This is a genomic window from Enterobacter sp. PL_is379, assembly GCF_055817355.1.
In genome coordinates, this window is sequence record NZ_JBVPGT010000023.1 from 18,325 (window position 1) to 37,869 (window position 19,545).

A 19,545-nucleotide genomic window follows, 5' to 3' on the forward strand; every position below is an offset into this window, starting at 1 on the left:
TTTTTTTAATCCGCAAATCAGGCTTTTGGTTTGTAGTTTCGTAAGGCGTTACGGCCAAGTACCACACCTGAACCAATCATTCCACCCAGCAGAACGGCAAGAATCAGAACAACCGCTTTTTTCGGGCTGTCGCGTCGAACGGGCAGATCCGGTTTCATCACGTAACGATAGACGTGGATCGTATCCGGGTTTACATTCAGATTCTGGATGTCCAACAGATTTCGCTTGGTCTGGTAATAGGCCGTTGAGAAGACCAACGGACGAGAAGCCTCATTGTCAATCATCGACTTCAGACCTTCGCTTCCCAGCAGGAACAATGTTTCCTGCGTGACATCCTGGGTTTGCTGGAGCTGTGGAGAGGAAATTTTCGCTGCTTCAGCATTCTTGAGTGCCTCAGCAATCTGTTTGATACGCAGATCTTTTTGCTCCTGAGCAACCTTCTCTTGGTTTTGCAGGGAGTCATTCAGGGTTTTTATCTGTTCCTTGATGTTGTCCTTAAGGTCAACGGCAAGTTCTTTCGCCGTTTGCTCATCGACCTGCTGGATATACTGCGCCAATTGCTTTTGTGCGGCTTCTGCGGATGTACTGGTATAGGAGACGCTTAATGGCAGTGCTTGCCCTTTAACAGCAGGCTCGATGGTGAGTTTTTCAGGTACTGTCTGATTGTCCAGCGCCTGAGACAACGCTGAGAAAGAGGCATTAAAACGGTCAATAGCGCGCGTTTGCGTGTCCAGCATTGAAGGTGCTGCGGTACCATAAAGGATATTCAATGCATTTGAATAGGTTGCTATCTGGGCAGCATCAGGCTGCGCAATGATCGCACTGGAGGTCCATTTCTCCTTCGCGACAGAGAGATACCCAATTGCCAGGACGATAAAAACAACAACAAAGGTTGCTATCATCCACTTCCCACGCCACAGCTGCAGCACTAAATCAAGTAAATCGATTTGCTCAGGATCATTGCTTCGACTGACCTGACTATTGTTATATTGTGTCATATAATCCCTAACAGATGAAAACGGGCAAACTTTATGTTGTTTGCATAGTTTATCTATTGCTGGCAATTTTTCTATAAGAATCCGATGAGTAATATCGGAAAGATCGGTTATGTAACTTACCTCCCTTCGCGGTATCATAGAGGCCATGTGATGCGCTATGGCATCTGTAAGAATATAGGCTATGAGGGAAGAGATGAAATTTCTGGTAACGGGTGCAGCTGGTTTTATCGGTGCAAATGTGAGTAAACGCCTCCTGGAGGCCGGTCATCAGGTTGTCGGTATTGATAACCTTAATGAATACTACGATGTCAACCTGAAGCTGGCACGCCTGGAACTGTTAAACTCTGAGGGTTTCACCTTCCACAAGCTGGAATTAGCTGACCGGGAAGGTATGGCCACGCTTTTCGCCGGTGAGAAGTTTGATCGTGTGATTCATCTGGCCGCGCAAGCGGGTGTGCGCTACTCCCTTGAAAACCCTCACGTGTACGCGGACGCCAACCTTATCGGCCATCTCAACGTGCTGGAAGGCTGCCGCCATAACAACGTTCAGCATCTGCTTTATGCCTCATCCAGCTCCGTATATGGCCTCAACCGCAAGATGCCCTTCTCGACTGACGATTCCGTGGATCACCCGGTATCACTCTATGCCGCGACCAAAAAAGCCAATGAGCTGATGTCGCATACCTATTCGCATCTGTACAACTTGCCAACCACCGGCCTGCGTTTCTTCACCGTGTACGGCCCATGGGGGCGCCCGGACATGGCGTTATTCAAGTTTACGAAGGCGATGATTGAAGGCAAAAGCATCGATGTCTATAACTACGGTAAGATGAAGCGCGACTTCACTTACATTGATGATATTGCTGAAGCGATTATTCGCCTGCAGGATGTTATTCCCCAGCCTGACTCAAACTGGACCGTTGAGACCGGGTCACCTGCAAGCAGCTCAGCGCCTTACCGGGTTTACAACATCGGCAACAGTTCACCAGTAGAGCTGATGGACTACATCACCGCTCTGGAAGAGGCCCTGGGTAAAAAAGCGGAAAAAAATATGATGCCACTCCAGGCCGGGGATGTTCTGGAAACCAGCGCCGATACCCAGCCACTTTATGACGCGATCGGATTTAAACCACAAACCTCGGTTAAAGATGGGGTGAAGAACTTCGTTGACTGGTACCGCGATTTCTACAAAGTCTGAAAATAAAAACCCGGCAACTCAGCCGGGTTTTTTATAGGATAAAGAAGAGAATCAGTCGCTACCAAACAGATCGCGGGTATAAACCTTATCCGCCACGTCAGCCAGCTCTTCCGCCATGCGGTTTGAAATGATGACATCGGCTTCTTTCTTAAATGCGTCCAGATCGCGGATCACCCGTGAATTGAAGAACTGATCGTCCGGCATGGCAGGCTCATAGATGACAACCTCAACCCCTTTCGCCTTAATGCGCTTCATGATCCCCTGAATGGAAGAGGCGCGGAAGTTATCGGAGCCACTCTTCATGATCAGACGGTACACCCCGACGACTTTCGGTTGACGCGCAAGGATGGAATCGGAGATGAAATCTTTACGTGTGCGGTTAGCATCAACAATCGCCGATATCAGGTTGTTTGGCACAGCCTGATAGTTTGCCAGCAGTTGCTTAGTGTCTTTTGGCAGACAGTAGCCACCGTAGCCAAATGAAGGGTTGTTGTAGTGATTACCAATGCGCGGATCGAGACATACCCCTTCAATAATCTGACGGGTATTCAGCCCAAGACTCTCTGCATAGCTGTCGAGCTCATTGAAATAAGCCACTCGCATTGCCAGATAGGTATTAGCGAAGAGCTTAATCGCCTCAGCTTCAGTGGAGTCGGTAAACAACACCTGAATATCTTTCTTGAGCGCCCCTTCCTGAAGCAGAGCGGCAAACCGCTCAGCACGCTCAGAACGTTCGCCAATAACAATACGCGAAGGATGCAGGTTATCGTAAAGTGCTCTCCCCTCGCGCAGGAACTCCGGCGAGAAGAAGATGTTATCAATCCCAAACTTCTCTTTGATGGATTTGGTAAAACCGACAGGAATGGTCGATTTAATGACCATTACCGCATCAGGGTTGATCGCGATAACGTCTTTGATCACCGCCTCTACCGTTGAGGTGTTGAAGTAGTTGGTTTTAGGATCGTAGTCAGTAGGCGTCGCAATGATGACGTAATCCGCATCGCGATATGCATCTTCTTTGTCAGTCGTGGCGCGGAAATTCAGCGGTTTATTGCTGAGATAGTCCTGGATTTCTTTGTCGACAATCGGAGATTTTTTCTGATTGAGCATATCCACTTTGGCCTGCACGATATCCAGCGCAACCACTTCATGATTCTGAGCAATCAGAATGCCGTTAGAGAGACCGACGTATCCTGTTCCGGAGATTGTAATTTTCATTCGCTAATGACTTCTGTAAGTTAACTGTACTGATGGCCCCCAGGCCATCGCGATAAACATAACTGTTGGGCTTTGTACCTCCTGGCAAACTGGACTGTCAAGGCAAACCAGGAGTAATCACTGCGAGGGGGATGAGATTCAGACTACTTCGAGTAACAGGCGGCAGTTTTTGCATAAAAAAACCCGGAGACGAGCTCCGGGTTGCGATGACTGCGAGCGTGTTAACTCATTCCATCCATTCGGTATGGAACACACCTTCTTTATCGGTACGCTTGTAAGTATGCGCACCGAAGTAGTCACGCTGTGCCTGAATCAGGTTTGCAGGCAGGACTGCCGCACGGTAGCTGTCGTAGTAGGCTACTGCAGCAGAGAAGGTTGGAACCGGAATACCATTCTGAACAGCATAGGCAACTACATCACGCAGCGCCTGCTGGTATTCGTCCGCAATCTTCTTGAAGTACGGTGCCAGAAGCAGGTTGGCGATACCGGCATTTTCAGCATAGGCATCGGTGATTTTCTGCAGGAACTGGGCACGAATGATACAGCCCGCACGGAAGATCTTCGCAATCTCACCGTAATTCAGGTCCCAGTTGTTCTCGTCTGATGCCGCACGCAGCTGAGAGAAGCCCTGCGCGTAAGAAACGATTTTACCCAGATAAAGTGCACGACGCACTTTTTCAACGAATTCTGCTTTATCGCCTGCTGGTTTAGCCTGTGGGCCAGACAGCACTTTAGACGCCGCGACGCGCTGCTCTTTCAGGGAAGAAATGTAACGCGCGAAGACAGATTCGGTGATCAGAGACAGCGGTTCGCCCAGATCCAGAGAGCTCTGGCTGGTCCATTTACCGGTACCTTTGTTCGCTGCTTCATCCAGAATCACATCAACCAGGTATTTACCCTCTTCATCTTTTTTCGTGAAGATATCTTTGGTGATGTCAATCAGGTAGCTGTTAAGCTCGCCTTTGTTCCACTCGGTAAAGGTTTCAGCCAGCTCCTCGTTAGAGAGGTTCAGACCGCCTTTCAGCAAGGAGTAGGCTTCAGCAATCAGCTGCATATCGCCGTATTCAATACCGTTGTGCACCATTTTCACATAGTGACCCGCACCGTCCGCACCGATATAGGTCACGCACGGCTCGCCATCTTCTGCAACAGCAGCGATTTTGGTCAGAATAGGCGCAACCAGTTCGTATGCTTCTTTCTGGCCGCCAGGCATGATGGATGGGCCTTTCAGCGCGCCCTCTTCGCCACCGGATACACCGGTACCGATGAAGTTGAAACCTTCAGCAGACAGTTCACGGTTACGACGAATGGTGTCCTGGAAGAAGGTGTTACCGCCATCAATGATGATGTCACCTTTTTCGAGGTAAGGCTTCAGGGAGTCGATAGCTGCATCGGTACCTGCGCCTGCTTTCACCATTAACAGGATACGACGAGGCGTTTCCAGAGACTCAACAAACTCTTTAACCGTATAGAAAGGAACCAGTTTCTTGCCTGGGTTCTCGGCAATCACTTCTTCGGTCTTATCACGGGAGCGGTTGAAAACGGAGACGGTATAACCACGGCTTTCGATGTTGAGCGCCAGGTTGCGCCCCATCACTGCCATACCGACAACGCCGATCTGTTGCTTGGACATTACATACTCCTGTCAGGTGTGGATACCCCGCCGGAATGAAAGCGACGGGTTAAGTAAAAAACATGTTAACTCAAGGGAGAGGTAAGAGGGTAGCAATTGATGCACTCATCACAAAACTACATATTTTCTAGTAAAGTATCATCTGAGGATCTCAGTATGCGCCATCGCGATGTAACACAACCTTCACCGTTTTAAACAAAATGGCTATGTCATTCCATAGTGTCCAGTTCTTGACGTACCATGCATCAAAATAGACGCGTGTATCATAATCTACGTCATTACGGCCACTCACCTGCCATAAGCCCGTCATGCCTGGCTTCGCCATCAGATAATAGTCAACATCATCACAGTACCGTTCCAACTCATCAGAAATGATAGGCCGCGGGCCGACAAGGCTCATTTCGCCTTTAAGCACATTAAATAATTGCGGTAATTCATCAAGGCTGGTTTTACGTATGAAACGTCCTACAGCAGTAATGCGTGGATCATTTTTTAATTTAAAATCTTTTTCCCACTCAGCCCTCGCCTCCGGATCGCTATCCAGAAGCTCTTTTAACACTTCCTGAGAATTCATCACCATTGAGCGGAATTTGTAGCACGGGAATAACTTACCGTTTCGCCCTACGCGCTGATGACCATAAATGGCTGGCCCCCCATCACGTGTCACTTTGTACCACAGGTACATCATGAGTGGTGATGCGACTAACAATATTAATGAAGAGCAAACAATATCGAAAGTACGCTTAAGAAAACGAGAGGTCCTTTTGGCAAGATTGTTTTGTATCCTCAATAACATCACTTCATGGCTAAAAATGAAGGACATATCGGTATTATATAAGGGCAATCCACGGAAAGAAGGCACAACTGTAACTGAACGACAATGGTGTTTAGATAATTCACGGAGCCATAATTGTGTTTTATCAAGCTCAGTATATTCATAGGCAAGTATATAATGAATATCTCCGGTGCGATTTAAACTCCAAATTTTCTCTGCATCTTGTATTACCGGTAGAGAGCAAACTTCAGACGTTGCAGCATCAGTATCAAAGAAAGCAACAACATCAAAACCCATCATCTCTTCACTCTGCAAGGCATTGTATGCACCGATCGCATTTTCACCACTGCCAAGAATGACGGTTGTTTTTTTCCAGATGCCTAATTTATTGAGCAAGTGCTTTGTGAGCACACGGAAAAAGGGTACCAAAATCAGCGCAAACGACCAGCAAAATACCCAAACATAACGAGAAAACTGCCATTTTGTAAACGCAATAAGCGCCAAGTCAAACACGGCAAAAATCACAATAGTCCGAATAATTTCTTTTAATTCATACCAGAATGGTTTGCGATAAGTGTAATGACGCAACCGTATCCAAAACCATCCTACACAGACGATTGAAAGTAAGAAATGGGAAAAGAAGCGCGAGTCTAATTGTTCTTGCGGAATAAAACGATGAACTTCATTAAAAACTAAATATACACACCCTAAAGAAAGCCACAAAGCCATATTAAAGAAAATCAGATCTGACACAGCCAAAAAGACCTTACATAACTGTGGATTATACTTGTTATCAATATTATCCATTAACCCTCACCCTCTAAATGGGTAACAAAAGATTGTATAAATATATATTTATATAATCACACCCGAACACAAATGAAAAGAAAATATATTGAACTAAGTATTACCAATGGTAGCAAGAACTCTTTTCACAATATGTTGAGCTGACTCGAGTGAATTCGCTTCTGCATAACAGCGTAACTCTGGAGCATTACCTGAAGGTCGTAAATGCACGATACTGTTACTGCCAAGCGTCATTCTTATTCCATCCGTTGTATCTAGCGATACAGCAATTTCGTCTTGTAAGCCTATTTTATTCAACAACAATTGCTGGTTTTTTATGCCCATCGCAATCAACTTGTTGCTCTTTTCAGGTGTAACATTCTGTAATCGATCAGAGTGAGTGTAGCGACAAGGCAGTTGTTCAACAAGAGAGCTAATATTTTTGTCTCTGCTGCTGTAAAGAAGCATGATAGCGGGCAACACAGCATCGCGAGTTGGTAGTGCCGCTAATGCCTGACCGTTAATGATCACATCGCTTCCTAACAGGAACCCGCCGTTAGCTTCAAAGCCAGCGATATTTTTATAGCGTTTTGAAAGTTCAGAAAAGGCTGCGATTACATATGGGGAGCCGATTTTAGTAAGTTCAACATGCGTAAAGAAATCTCCGGAAGAAATCATACTATTGCAACTCACAGGAATAGCGACTGCATCAGCAGAAAGTGCTAATGAACACAATAGGCCTAGCACATCGCCTCGCAACCAGTGCCCTTTCTCATCGGAAATTAAAGGCCTATCGCCGTCACCATCAGTAGAAAAAATAGCATCTAGCTTATAATGCTCAGCCCAGTAGATCGCTTTCACCCTATCGCCTTCACTAACGGCTTCAGTATCGATAGGAACAAAGTTGTCGCTTCTACCCAAACTGATAACTTCGGCCCCCAAGGCTTCGAACAAGGGTTTATAGAGATCGCGTCCTGCACTTGAATGTTCATAAATTCCAAGGCGCTTATTCTTAAGAAATGGCGTAGGGAACAAGGATAGATAACGCGTGATGTAATTTTCAGCAGCGATTGTTGAAACTGGCAAAGTCTTGAGTACAAGCTCTTCGCATATAGCTTTAGCACTAAGAATGGCTAATTCATCATCTTTAGTAATTTCACCATCGGGACGGTAGAATTTTAGCCCGTTCCGATCAAACGGTATGTGGCTGCCCGTCACCATGATTGCAGGAATCTTATCGGTCATAGCCTGAAGCGCTAAAGCCGGTGTCGGAATAACGCCATAAAAATTAGTACTAATTCCTCTATCATCCAATGCTGCAGCACAAGCCTGAGCCATTGCATAGCTGCTTGGTCGGTTATCAATCGCCAATGCAACCGTCTTAAATACGAAATTTTGCTTCATAACTTGCACAAACGAAGCGGTAAATGCGGCACAAACTTCAGGTGTAAAATCGGTAACAAGACCGCGAGCACCACTGGTCCCAAAAGCTATGCCTGAAGAGCTGATTACATTGCGGCTATTACAAATTTGATTCATCTGTCTCTTCCTCCGAAAATCCTGAACGCTGCTCAAGGCGGATTATGTCATCCTCACCAAGATAAGAGCCAGACTGTACTTCTATTAATTCTAAAGGAATCAATCCTGGATTTTCTAATGCATGAATAGTCTGAAGTGGGATAAATGTTGACTCATTTTCTGAGACTATAAAAGTCTGCTCTCCCTTTGTTACACGGGCAGTGCCAGATACTACAATCCAATGTTCCGCACGATGATGATGCATTTGCGCAACAAATTTCTCTCCAGGGTTAACAGTAATACGCTTGACTAAATAGTTAACGCCACTATCGATAACGTTATATTTTCCCCATGGACGAAAAACTTCTTGATGTTGCCTATACTCGGCTCTATTTTTTTGTTTTAAATGGTCTACAATTTTCTTAACATCTTGTACATCATTTTTATTCGCAACGAGTACAGCATCTGCTGTCTGAACGATAACGAGATTACTGACGCCTAAAGTACTCACAAATGCATTTTCTGAAAAAATATAATTATCTTCACTTCTATATGCAAAGACGTCCCCGTGCAGGACGTTTCTTTGCTGATCTTTTGCAGAAATATCCCATAACGAAGACCATGACCCCACATCTGACCAGCCTGCATCCATTGGCACAACAACCCCGTGCTGAGTATGTTCCATCACGGCATAGTCTATGGAATCACTGGGACAAAGCGTAAAGGCCTCTTTATCAATACGAATGAAATCAAGATCGGGATTTACACGCCCTACTGCTTTTTCGCATGCAAGATAAATATTAGGAGATAATTTTTTTAACTCATTTAGATAAGCGCTCGCACGAAAAAGGAACATGCCACTATTCCAGTAATATTTTCCAGTTTCAAGGTAATGGTAGGCGGTATCAAGGTCAGGTTTCTCGACAAATTCAGCAACAGCATACGCATCTTCCCCGAGATTTTCACCACATCGTATGTATCCATACCCCGTCTCAGCATGCGTAGGAACGATGCCAAAAGTCACAAGTTTACCCTTCGCAGCCAAGGGTTCCGCCTGCATAATGGCTCGAATAAAGGCGACCTCATCTCGAATAACATGGTCCGCAGCGAGGACCAGCAAGATAGGATCATTATTCAGCGAATTTTGCCGAGCGCTTAATGCAGCTAGTGCAATCGCTGGAGCTGTATTACGGCCTACAGGTTCAAGAATGATATTATTGGCTAGTTTATTAATGGCACGAAGCTGCTCTGCCACGAGAAAGCGATGACGATCGTTACATATAACAACAGGCGCAGTCGTTGTGAGCGGAGCTAATCTAGCTATGGTATTTTGTAGCATCGAAAACTTACCTTCAACGCTAAGAAACTGTTTGGGGTGATATTCACGCGAAAGTGGCCACAGACGACTGCCTGTACCGCCTGCCATTATTACGGGAAGAACAGACATTTATTTTATCTCTTTCATTTTTGATCCCTGGATATTATTCCAGTAACTCTTGTACATACTTAAAGTCCGGCACAAAGGCAATGGTAGCGATTGCCAACGTTTTCCTAACTTATATCCTAAAAGCTTAGCAACAGTTGTAAGTAACGCCCTCGGTATCCATAAAGGCGACTCTTTAAGAAGAAACCGTATTTCAGATTTAACAAACCGTAATCCTTCTCCACCAGCGCCCCCAAAGTCACGCTGGATCCATGGTGTACAAGCATGGAATACGCCAGTATCAAAATATCGCTGGAACTCTTCTCGCGGGGTATAGTTATGAGAATGTCTTACCACCGCCTCAGCACAGTACGCGACCTTATAACCCGCCTGAATCATTTTTGCCGCCATAAACATGTCTTCGGCAAGAATTGTATGTTCAGGAAAACCACCTAATTCTTCAAAAACGGTACGCCGATAGGCAGCAAAAGAATTCGACATAAATACGGTTTTGATACCGAAAGTACTTATATCAGACTGGCTTTTTATTTGAGAAACAGAACTATAATTAAAATTTCTTGCATGAACTGCTAGAGGGTTTGCATCATAGTGAGGAATTTGTCTTCCGCAAACGGCTGCAACGTCAGGATTCTGGAATACATTTACCATCTGAGCAAGCGAATTTTCATTGTCAAGGATGGCATCTTGTGTAAGGAATATAATAAATTCACAATCATGGACATTTAAAGATGCTTTATTTCTAGAGCCTCCATGATTAAATTCCTCACTGGTGATATTGATGATTACGCTACCATAACGACGTGCTATTTCACATGTATCATCTTTAGAAGCCGAGTCAATTACAATCACCTCTGAAGGCTGAATAGTCTGTTTCTTTAAAGCCAAGAACCACTCTTCCCAACCAGCACCAGCGTTATATGTTGGTATAATTAAAGCAAAAGAATGCATGTTTTTTATTCCAGCAAAGTTAGAATTTTTTTACTAATATCAGCTTTGTTGACAATAAAAAGATTTTCATGATGTTGAATCCCCTCAGCACCAATCTCTGTTGCAACAACTTTTGCACCTGCATCAAGTATCTGTAACACTTTTATTTTTACACCTGCCCCATATAATAGTGGAGCTATATTTAAGTCAGCTCTAATAAAGGCTGGCACAGGATCATCGACAGCTCCCACGACGTGGACTCCCGTGATTAATTTCTCTAAAATTTTAAGCGACTGCCGTGGCTGAATTCCTAAAACCCATAAGTTTAGATTTCTTTTTTCTTTTTTCATTTTTATAAAGTGAAAGAAAATAAACCATAAAATGGACCAATGATTTTCAGAACGTTTCATATTACCGAAAAAAACAAGATTAGTTTTACCAGCAAATGAGGACACTATCTTTGAAATTTCAGTACCATTATCAACCTGCCCAACACGTTGTTGTCCCAATTCAACAACTGAAACAGCACCATTGAATCCTAATGTTCTTATTAGGTCCTTATCTTTATTTGACATGGTTCTTATACCAGTGAGTTTATTTAATAAACCACTTTCAATAGTACCAACCCATGGAAAGAAAATCTTATTTATTTTAGTTCGACTGATCCGCTGTGAAACAACATCATGTGCAAAATAATGAATATTATTATGTTTAATATGATCAACACATCCCAAAACGGAAGGAAAGTCTAACCACACAATATCATAGTCATTTTGATCAAGTTTATGCTGGATTATCTTTATTAAGAATGGTGTTATGCGTGTATAAAACCAAGGTGCAAAAATGCTTCCTTTAAAAAAGTTAAATAATATTCCTGATATTTGCTTTATTTTAGACGTATGTTCTTCAACATAAGATGCACAGCGAGTTGCGAGTTCTTCATTCCTGCGCTGATCTGAAGGAGTGCATACGATTACATCAACTTCATAACTCTGTGCTAAAAACTCTTTTAAATTATTACCACAAATGGCTTCGCCTGCGCCAATCGAACCAATACCACTTGGATGGAAAGCAGAAATGAATAAAACCCTCTTCATCTTTATACCTTTATATGGGTGTTTTTAATAAACGCAGGATTCTTGTGATTCGTATAAAAATCATGGAAAATAAATCCTACGATAACGAAAAGTAGAGCAGATACAGGGTTTAACTCAAATATATTTGCAGTAATACTATATAACAAAACAGTAAAGAAAATCATTTTTGACCTATCTGCTATAAAAAGAGTAACAAGAAAAACAATATAAAATACAACTGCTATCATTCCCATATTGAGAAACAGAGATAGAAAGGTATTGTCTGTAATAAAATATTCAGTCGATTCTGAAAGTGTAGCCTGTGAAGTCGCAAGACCAAAGCCATTCCCCCAAATAATGGTACCAATGTCGCTTTTTGAGTAAACAGTTGAAAGGATACCAATACGCGCATTTAAGCTTTCTATAGCCCCCGCCCCTCGGCCTGTGATATCAGCAGCAAAATTGTATAAAATGCTCAAAACACTTACACCTAGAATTGAGAATAATGTCATTCCTAAAAGGTTGTTAATATATCGTCTGCAAAAACAATAGATTATGGTAAAAATAAAAACAACTAAACCAATTGTACTCGTTGACAAAACAAGCGACGTAAAGCATAAAAAAAAGTTAGTTTTATTCCGCGGCAATGCATAATATGTTAACAATGAAAATAGACCAGCTGTTGCTGGGACAATAAAAAATCCGGGCGACCGTAATTCGGCAAAAACAGGAATTCCCTGCCCTTCGATGTATTGATAAACTTGCAAGATTAATTGAAGCAATATCAATAAAAACAATACGTTATGTAATTTTTCTTTTTTTAACGTAGGAAAAAGCATCAAGCCTACAAAAATATATACTACATTCATATAAGCACGTAGCCCAAGAATTGCAGTTAACATACTACTATTAATTATAGAGATGCTTACAAAAATAAGCATCAATACTATCAAGAACAATATAGGAATTACCGGGTAACTAAAAAAATATATTCGATATTGATGCGAATTAGCTAATTGGAAAAGTATAAAAATGCCAAAGATGAAAAGGAATACATCTTTATAAATTTTTATATATGCCGGAGTTAATGCCATACTCCAACCACCATATGGGAGAACGCCCTGCTTCATTGCATAGACTTCAAAAATATTGTTAATAGGCATTAACAATAAAAACAACAAGAACAAATTAGCTGATAAATTTCGTTTTAGCATTGTTCCCTCTTACTCACCAAATATTTTCTTGTAGTTTTTAGAGAAAATATCAAGCAAATTTTTACGGAATATATGATCAGGTTCTAGTAGATTTCCTTCAGCCCATTCATTCCATGATTTAATAATAATTAATTCTTTTTTTCTTTCTTTGGAATATTGGAAAACGTTAGTGATATGACGTTCAAAAGAAGACTCATTGAAGCCATGTAGGATTGTCCCTCGCCGTTTATGCCTTGGTGTAGTATCCCATCCAGTAAATACAGCAGCGACTTCACTGCCATCATAATCTGAATAATTTGAAACAAGCCTTTTATAACTATAGTTGATTGGTCCGATTCTATTATAATTTAATTTTTTAATCAAAATTTCTTTTGTGAAATTTATTGGATGAAGAAACTTCCTATTTATAAAATATTTCGTACTATTAAGATAGCAATCGAATGCCTTTGCGAAAGGATTTTCTTTTTTAGTATTTTCTGCAATCCAATAAATTCCGTCAAAACCATTTTCAATTGCTGCGCGAGTAAAAACACGCATGAAAACGTCAAGATCTGGAATGATTGATGGCATAAACACACCAAAAATTGGCTTATTATTTATTTTGAGATACATGTCTTTTTTCATATGCGGCAAAAGACTATCAAAATAACTTTTATAATCTTTTTCACCTAAAAATAATTGTTCTTTTAGCATTGTGTTTTTTGTTTTATTGTACCAACTATGATTGGCCCATATAAATGCATATTTGAAATTAACATTATTTTCAAGCAAATAATCTTTCGGCTTTTCTAAGAGTTTTTCTCCATTACCAAACCAGTAATCCCAAATTAAGAAACCATCAATATTATGTTCTTTAGCAAACTCATATTGCTGCTCTAAAACTTCTTTTTGGGGCAGTTCATAAAATCCAAGCGGTTCTACAGGTTGCCTTATTTGCTGTTTGCTTTGATACCGTACACTTTGTTTCAACGCAGTCCACTCTGTAAACCCATTACCCCACCATTCGTTATTTTCTGGAGTTTCGTAAAACTGTGGAAGATAATAAGCCAATACAAAAGGTTTTATAATCTCATTACTCATCGCCATATAACCTATTTATTTTAATTAATTCAACTTCTTTAGGCTTGCTATATAAAACATGAACATTTTTTTCATTAATTAATTCAACTTTGATTTTTTTAAAATCAATATTGGAAGCAACCTTTATTTCATCTTGTGATAATCGGTATTTTACTAATTTAGCTGGATTTCCTGCAACAATTGCGTACGACGGTACATCACGAGTGACTATACTTCCTGCTGCAATAACTGCTCCGCGTCCAATTGTAACTCCAGATAAAATGACTGCATCAAGCCCAATCCATACATCATCATTAACCACAATCGCGCCCTTTGATTTGGCATCTATTTCCGCATCTAAACCAGCCTTGGCGCTAAATGGAAATGTTGAATAGCCATCTATTGAATGATTACCACCGAGAATAAATTTCACTCCCTCTGCGATAGAGACAAAATTTCCTATTTGTAATCTCTCTTCTATCATTCCCCATTCAAATACATTTAGATGGCCGTAAGTGTAATTACCCACAGAAACTTTGTCTCTGTCAAATATCCTCATAGCAACTGTTTCATTATGTTTATTCAACTTACGCCATTTTTTTTTATGAGAATAGAGGGTTATATTTTTATTTATAAACGAAAAAATCCCCATTAGTGACCTCTTTTTTAGACAAACTTTCTAAATATATATTATTTATTTCATAATAATGTTGCTCGGGAGTTTTAAGTTGTTGTATGTTACCATGATAATTCTTTACTACATTGGGTGATAAAGTATTTAACCAATTTAAAGCAGAACTAACCCCTTCATCAGGTTCAAACAGGAAACCATTCTCTGCAGAGATAAAATCAGTAATTCCTCCACGTTTAGTTCCCAGAACAGGGATTGCATTATTAAGCATTTCCATCACCACTTGGGGACCATTATCTTCCCAAATAGATAAAACAGCACCAACATCTATCTTTTTCAAAATTTCTGGTAATGTATTTGCATTATATGGACCAAAATCTTCTCCACCTACAGCTTTAAATTTTTTAAGCAATTCACTGTCGCCTCTACCATAAAAGCTGAATTTTAATTGAGGATTAGTATTCTTCTTGCAAATTTCTATGAATAACTCGGCACCTTTGATTCTTGTAAAACTACCTAGGAAAGCAACGTTTATTTTATCACTTATTACTTTAATTCTTTCTGGAACTACATAAGCTGTGTCATTACCTATACTTACTGTTTTCTGATTAGACTTAGTAAAATCAGAAAAAATCTCACCGACACGAGTTGAAACTGGAAGTACAAAGCGCGCATTCCTAAGAAGCATTGTGAAAAAGTATGTTCGCTTATAAATGCGATCGCTAGGAAATGTTGGTATTGTTATTTTTAACTTGTTCAGCCCACGGGTCAGAAAATCAAACTGCTCTAATTTTCCTACACAATTCGAACATTTACTGAGATCGATATTTCGACAAACATTTTGTTTTTTGTCAACCATAAATACTCTAGGGCAAATTAGATTATAATCGTGTAAACTAACTATATAATTCAACCCTGATTTCGAAAATAACTCTGAAAAGCTGATATCAATTCCCAGCAATGAATGTATATGATACACATCTGCCTTTTCAGACACCAGATCATTGTAAAATTCAAGATATGAAGGATCACTCGCAAACAAGTTTAATGTGAAAGGTCTAATGCTAGAATTATAACGCTTAACTAAATAATCCGATTCTGTATTTTTATTGTTTTCTCCATTGCAATAAACAACTACCTTATCACCATTTTTTGACTGCGCAGTTGCTAAAGAACGGACGTAATTAGTTATGCCACCAGGATATTCAACTGGAAATCCCATGCAGATATGGACAATTTTAATTTTTTTCATAATTATATTTTTTCTAATAAATTGAAGGCCGAGCGTATTATTTGATGCATGTCATAATATTTATACTCAGCTAATCTTCCACCAAATAAAACTTTCTCTTCAGAGGCTAGCTTTCGATACTGATGATACAAATTCATATTTTTTTGATCGTTAATTGGATAATATGCTTCATCCTTAGGTGTCCATTCTTGTGGGTATTCTTTTGTTATAATTGTGTAATCACAATCAACTGGCTGGAAGTGTTTATGCTCTATAATTCGAGTAAATTTAACTTCGGAGTCTGTATAATTAACAACTGCATTCCCTTGATAATCCGGGGTATTTAAATGCTCATTTTCGAAACGAAGGGATCTATATTCAAGGGTGCCATAGCAAAAATTAAAATAAGCATCAATAGGGCCAGTATATATTGTTTTTTCAGCAATCTTATTATAGTGTTCTTTTTCTAAAAGATAATCACAATTTAACCTTACATCTACCCCCTGAAGCATTTTTTCAATTATTGCTGTATATCCACCTTCTGGTATACCCTGATAGCGGTCAGAGAAATAATTATTATCGAATGTAAATCTCACAGGGATTCTGTTAATTATGAAAGCCGGTAATTCACTTGTTTTTCTACCCCACTGTTTTTCTGTATAGCCTTTTATAAGTCGCTCATAAATATCTCTACCTACCAGCGAAATTGCCTGTTCCTCTAAGTTTGTAGGGACCTTTCCTAACATTTCTTCACGTTGCCTAGCTATTTCCTTTCTGGCTTCTTCTGGTGTAATAGTTCCCCACAGCTGATAGAATGTATTCATATTGAAAGGTAGGTTATATAACCTACCCTGATGATATGCTAACGGGGAGTTAGTGAACCGATTGAACTCTACAAAAGAATTTACATAATCCCATATTTTTTTATCGTTAGTGTGAAAAATATGTGCGCCATATTTGTGAACATGAATACCATCAGTATTTTCAGTATAAACATTGCCTCCAATATGGTTTCGCTTATCGATAACTAAAACTCGACTGCCTCTTTTTGTTAATTCATGTGCACATGTTGCACCAAAGAGGCCACTACCGACTATCAAGAAATCATATTTCATTGCTATCTCTCTTACTTAATAACTTTTTTTCTATAAAAATAAAATAAGCCATCATCGCTACGACTAAGCTCTCAGTTAATAGCACAGACAGTGCAGCACCATCTTCCTTAATAAATTTTGCTAGCGGATATATAGCAGCTAAAGATATAAAACCTGCAATTAGTAATATCTTGCTAAACTCTTTCGTATACCCCATAGGAAGCATTGTTTGTATACCAAGCACATTGCTAATTCCAACCAAGAATGGACAAAATGCAAGAATTTTTAATACTGTAATAGAATTGGTATAATCATTCCCATATAATATTTGAATGATATATGGAGCCCCAACAAATAAGCAAATGCTTATCAAAAGTGTTCCTAGTGATTGTAATTTAAATAAAATTCTGATTAGCTGAATACCTTTTTCTCTATTCTGTGTTAGAACCGCATTAATCCTTGGGAAGCATGCCTGTGATATAGGTACTATTAACCCCTGGAAAGCTTGCCTGATTTTATCCGCAGAGGTAAAAAATCCAACGGCATGTGGCCCTGCGACAAAACCTAAAATGACCGTCACGCTAGTTGTATATAAACTCACAGAGGCACCAGAAATAAACAGATGCCACCCATTTGCAAACTGGAATTTGACATCAGAGATCGTAACAGCAACTTTTCCTATCAGATTAAGTTTTGCTGTCATTATTAATGAGATGATACCTGCCAGAGTAGCTACCAAGCTATAAATCAAAGCAACAACTCGGTCATCTTGTGGTTCTTTGACGATCAAAAAGATGAGTGGAACACTAAGAAATTTAGTCGCTATATTGATTATTGAAACAATTCCCATTTTTTCCAGCCCTTGAAAAAGCCATACTGGAAAAAGAAGATTGCCCAGAACCAAACCTAAAGAATAAATTATAACGACACTGTTTGATTTAATATACGTGCTGCTATTTATCAATAGAAACAAAATTATGATACTTGCAATAAATAATATTATTTTGCACGCCATGACATTCCAGAATATGGAACTAATATTTTTTTTTGTTTCTGCTGCTGTTGATATTTGTCTTGTCGCTGACAAACTAAAACCGTAATCGACAAGCAACACAAAATATTGTACAACTGCTATAGAAAAACTTAGGTTACCAAATGCCTTGGGCCCAAGCGTAACAACCAGAAAAGGTAATGTTAGCAGTGGTATTAAATAATTAGCTCCCTGAACAGCAAGTAGAGAAAGGATATTCTTCATCAGATTCTTATTCACAAAGCATCCTGAATCTTTTCAATTAAAAAAATAAAGAAAAATTCTCACCTGATAAGTCTTTGTCCGAAATAATCAATGATTCATTATTAATTGGCCAATCAATAGAGAGCTCTTCATCATTCCATAGAATACACCGTTCATGTTGAACAGAATATTGCGCTGTAGTTTTATATACAAACTCAGCTTCCTCGCTAAGCACCAGAAAACCATGAGCAAAACCTTCTGGAATCCAAAGTTGACGCTTATTTTGTGCAGAAAGATTCACACCAACCCATTTTCCGAATGTTTCAGAGGTCCGCCGAATATCAACGGCCACATCAAAAACCTCACCCACAATACAACGTACAAGTTTTCCTTGTGAATACGGTTCTAGCTGATAATGCAGTCCGCGAAGCACACCCTTCTTAGATTTTGAATGATTATCCTGGACAAAATCAACTTTACGATTAGTTGCCTCACTGAAAACATTTTCATTATAGCTTTCGAAAAAGAAACCTCTTGAATCACCATAAACCTTCGGTTCAAATATTAACACTTCAGGAATTGCTGTTTTAATAACATTCATTTTCGTTACCTTTTACTAAATTCATAAGATACTGGCCATAGTTATTTTTTATTAAGGGTTCAGCAAGTTTCCGTAAGTCATCAACATTTATAAAACCCTTACGATATGCAATCTCTTCTGGACACGAAACTTTTAAACCTTGTCGCTCTTCTATTGTCTGAATAAAATTACTTGCCTCATTCAAACTCTGATGGGTCCCCGTATCCAGCCACGCGTACCCACGCCCCATCATTGCAACAGACAGGCGTCCCTGCTCAAGATAAATACGGTTAATATCTGTAATTTCTAACTCACCACGTGCAGACGGCTTCAGATTTTTTGCCATTTCAACCACGTCATTATCATAGAAATACAGCCCTGTAACGGCGTAATTGCTCTTCGGTTCTAACGGCTTCTCTTCCAAACTAATTGCGGTGCCGCTCTTATCAAACTCCACCACACCATAGCGCTCAGGGTCATTAACATGATAGGCAAATACAGTAGCACCATCAGCTTTATCTACTGCGGCTTCAAGTTGCTTCGGTAGGTCATGCCCGTAGAAAATATTGTCACCCAATACCAAAGCGCAGCTGCCATCACCGATAAACTCTTCACCGATGATAAATGCCTGTGCAAGGCCATCTGGACTTGGTTGTACTTTATATTGCAGATTCAGTCCCCACTGGCTGCCATCACCCAGCAATTGTTCAAAACGCGGTGTATCTTGTGGAGTGCTGATAATAAGAATATCTTTTATCCCTGCCAGCATGAGTGTTGACAGCGGATAGTAGATCATTGGTTTGTCATAAATTGGCAGTAGTTGTTTACTCACCGCCATGGTCACAGGGTACAGACGAGTGCCAGAACCACCGGCCAGAATAATACCTTTACGCGTAGCCATCATTTTTTCTCTATAAAAACCAAATGCC

The 19,545-nt window shown here is 40.4% G+C and carries 17 protein-coding genes; 1 reads left to right on the plus strand and 16 read right to left on the minus strand.

Features of this window, described 5'->3' with window-relative positions:
* Positions 1–17: 17 nt before the first annotated feature.
* Positions 18–998: an LPS O-antigen chain length determinant protein WzzB gene (wzzB, locus tag AC0TOY_RS04915; RefSeq protein WP_157189427.1), complete on the minus strand. Its 981-nt coding sequence runs from the start codon at positions 996–998 to the stop codon at positions 18–20.
* A gap of 193 nt (positions 999–1,191) precedes the next feature.
* Between wzzB and AC0TOY_RS04920 the strand changes: the two genes are divergently transcribed.
* Positions 1,192–2,196, plus strand: a complete 1,005-nt coding sequence (locus AC0TOY_RS04920; protein WP_024908080.1) for an NAD-dependent epimerase — start codon at positions 1,192–1,194, stop codon at positions 2,194–2,196.
* Between the two features lie 51 nt (positions 2,197–2,247).
* On the opposite strand, the gene ugd is transcribed toward AC0TOY_RS04920, so the two are convergent.
* From ugd to rfbA, 15 genes are all read right to left on the minus strand, one after another.
* Complete coding sequence (gene ugd, locus AC0TOY_RS04925; protein ID WP_024908081.1) at positions 2,248–3,414, minus strand: UDP-glucose 6-dehydrogenase; 1,167 nt, start codon at positions 3,412–3,414, stop codon at positions 2,248–2,250.
* A gap of 226 nt (positions 3,415–3,640) precedes the next feature.
* Complete coding sequence (gndA, locus tag AC0TOY_RS04930; protein WP_342821765.1) at positions 3,641–5,047, minus strand: NADP-dependent phosphogluconate dehydrogenase; 1,407 nt, start codon at positions 5,045–5,047, stop codon at positions 3,641–3,643.
* Positions 5,048–5,198: 151 nt separating this feature from the next.
* Positions 5,199–6,629: an undecaprenyl-phosphate galactose phosphotransferase gene (locus AC0TOY_RS04935; RefSeq protein WP_473721551.1), complete on the minus strand. Its 1,431-nt coding sequence runs from the start codon at positions 6,627–6,629 to the stop codon at positions 5,199–5,201.
* Between the two features lie 93 nt (positions 6,630–6,722).
* Positions 6,723–8,147 (minus strand): phosphomannomutase, encoded by a 1,425-nt coding sequence (locus AC0TOY_RS04940; RefSeq protein WP_473721552.1) that lies wholly within the window; start codon positions 8,145–8,147, stop codon positions 6,723–6,725.
* Positions 8,131–9,573 carry a mannose-1-phosphate guanylyltransferase/mannose-6-phosphate isomerase gene (locus AC0TOY_RS04945; RefSeq protein WP_473721553.1) on the minus strand — a complete coding sequence of 481 codons (1,443 nt, stop codon included), beginning with the start codon at positions 9,571–9,573 and terminating at the stop codon, positions 8,131–8,133. The genes AC0TOY_RS04940 and AC0TOY_RS04945 overlap by 17 nt, the downstream gene beginning before the upstream one ends.
* Positions 9,574–10,518: a glycosyltransferase family 2 protein gene (locus AC0TOY_RS04950; protein ID WP_473721554.1), complete on the minus strand. Its 945-nt coding sequence runs from the start codon at positions 10,516–10,518 to the stop codon at positions 9,574–9,576. It lies immediately after the preceding gene.
* A 5-nt stretch (positions 10,519–10,523) separates the two neighbouring features.
* Positions 10,524–11,594: a glycosyltransferase family 4 protein gene (locus AC0TOY_RS04955; protein ID WP_473721555.1), complete on the minus strand. Its 1,071-nt coding sequence runs from the start codon at positions 11,592–11,594 to the stop codon at positions 10,524–10,526.
* 2 nt (positions 11,595–11,596) lie between these two features.
* Entirely contained in the window at positions 11,597–12,787 is a 1,191-nt protein-coding gene (locus AC0TOY_RS04960; protein ID WP_473721556.1) for a hypothetical protein, read from the minus strand.
* Between the two features lie 9 nt (positions 12,788–12,796).
* A complete protein-coding gene (locus AC0TOY_RS04965; RefSeq protein ID WP_473721557.1) occupies positions 12,797–13,873 on the minus strand; it encodes a glycosyltransferase WbsX family protein in 1,077 nt (358 codons plus the stop codon).
* A complete protein-coding gene (locus AC0TOY_RS04970) occupies positions 13,860–14,498 on the minus strand; it encodes a CatB-related O-acetyltransferase (RefSeq protein WP_473721558.1) in 639 nt (212 codons plus the stop codon). Before AC0TOY_RS04970 ends, AC0TOY_RS04965 begins: the two co-directional genes overlap by 14 nt.
* Entirely contained in the window at positions 14,473–15,729 is a 1,257-nt protein-coding gene (locus AC0TOY_RS04975) for a glycosyltransferase (protein ID WP_473721559.1), read from the minus strand. The genes AC0TOY_RS04970 and AC0TOY_RS04975 overlap by 26 nt, the downstream gene beginning before the upstream one ends.
* Before the next feature lie 2 nt (positions 15,730–15,731).
* Positions 15,732–16,823 carry a UDP-galactopyranose mutase gene (glf, locus tag AC0TOY_RS04980; protein ID WP_473721560.1) on the minus strand — a complete coding sequence of 364 codons (1,092 nt, stop codon included), beginning with the start codon at positions 16,821–16,823 and terminating at the stop codon, positions 15,732–15,734.
* Positions 16,813–18,072, minus strand: a complete 1,260-nt coding sequence (locus AC0TOY_RS04985) for a flippase (RefSeq protein ID WP_473721561.1) — start codon at positions 18,070–18,072, stop codon at positions 16,813–16,815. Before AC0TOY_RS04985 ends, glf begins: the two co-directional genes overlap by 11 nt.
* Before the next feature lie 22 nt (positions 18,073–18,094).
* Complete coding sequence (gene rfbC / locus AC0TOY_RS04990) at positions 18,095–18,637, minus strand: dTDP-4-dehydrorhamnose 3,5-epimerase (protein ID WP_473721562.1); 543 nt, start codon at positions 18,635–18,637, stop codon at positions 18,095–18,097.
* Positions 18,624–19,517 carry a glucose-1-phosphate thymidylyltransferase RfbA gene (gene rfbA / locus AC0TOY_RS04995; protein WP_473721563.1) on the minus strand — a complete coding sequence of 298 codons (894 nt, stop codon included), beginning with the start codon at positions 19,515–19,517 and terminating at the stop codon, positions 18,624–18,626. The genes rfbC and rfbA overlap by 14 nt, the downstream gene beginning before the upstream one ends.
* Between the last annotated feature and the right edge of the window lie 28 nt (positions 19,518–19,545).

Coding starts and splice junctions, on each gene's coding strand:
- wzzB (WP_157189427.1), bottom strand. CDS start 998: ATGACACAATATAACAATAGTCAGGTCAGTCGAAGCAATGATCCTGAG.
- AC0TOY_RS04920 (WP_024908080.1), top strand. CDS start 1,192: ATGAAATTTCTGGTAACGGGTGCAGCTGGTTTTATCGGTGCAAATGTG.
- ugd (WP_024908081.1), bottom strand. CDS start 3,414: ATGAAAATTACAATCTCCGGAACAGGATACGTCGGTCTCTCTAACGGC.
- gndA (WP_342821765.1), bottom strand. CDS start 5,047: ATGTCCAAGCAACAGATCGGCGTTGTCGGTATGGCAGTGATGGGGCGC.
- AC0TOY_RS04935 (WP_473721551.1), bottom strand. CDS start 6,629: ATGGATAATATTGATAACAAGTATAATCCACAGTTATGTAAGGTCTTT.
- AC0TOY_RS04940 (WP_473721552.1), bottom strand. CDS start 8,147: ATGAATCAAATTTGTAATAGCCGCAATGTAATCAGCTCTTCAGGCATA.
- AC0TOY_RS04945 (WP_473721553.1), bottom strand. CDS start 9,573: ATGTCTGTTCTTCCCGTAATAATGGCAGGCGGTACAGGCAGTCGTCTG.
- AC0TOY_RS04950 (WP_473721554.1), bottom strand. CDS start 10,518: ATGCATTCTTTTGCTTTAATTATACCAACATATAACGCTGGTGCTGGT.
- AC0TOY_RS04955 (WP_473721555.1), bottom strand. CDS start 11,594: ATGAAGAGGGTTTTATTCATTTCTGCTTTCCATCCAAGTGGTATTGGT.
- AC0TOY_RS04960 (WP_473721556.1), bottom strand. CDS start 12,787: ATGCTAAAACGAAATTTATCAGCTAATTTGTTCTTGTTGTTTTTATTG.
- AC0TOY_RS04965 (WP_473721557.1), bottom strand. CDS start 13,873: ATGGCGATGAGTAATGAGATTATAAAACCTTTTGTATTGGCTTATTAT.
- AC0TOY_RS04970 (WP_473721558.1), bottom strand. CDS start 14,498: ATGGGGATTTTTTCGTTTATAAATAAAAATATAACCCTCTATTCTCAT.
- AC0TOY_RS04975 (WP_473721559.1), bottom strand. CDS start 15,729: ATGAAAAAAATTAAAATTGTCCATATCTGCATGGGATTTCCAGTTGAA.
- glf (WP_473721560.1), bottom strand. CDS start 16,823: ATGAAATATGATTTCTTGATAGTCGGTAGTGGCCTCTTTGGTGCAACA.
- rfbC (WP_473721562.1), bottom strand. CDS start 18,637: ATGAATGTTATTAAAACAGCAATTCCTGAAGTGTTAATATTTGAACCG.
- rfbA (WP_473721563.1), bottom strand. CDS start 19,517: ATGGCTACGCGTAAAGGTATTATTCTGGCCGGTGGTTCTGGCACTCGT.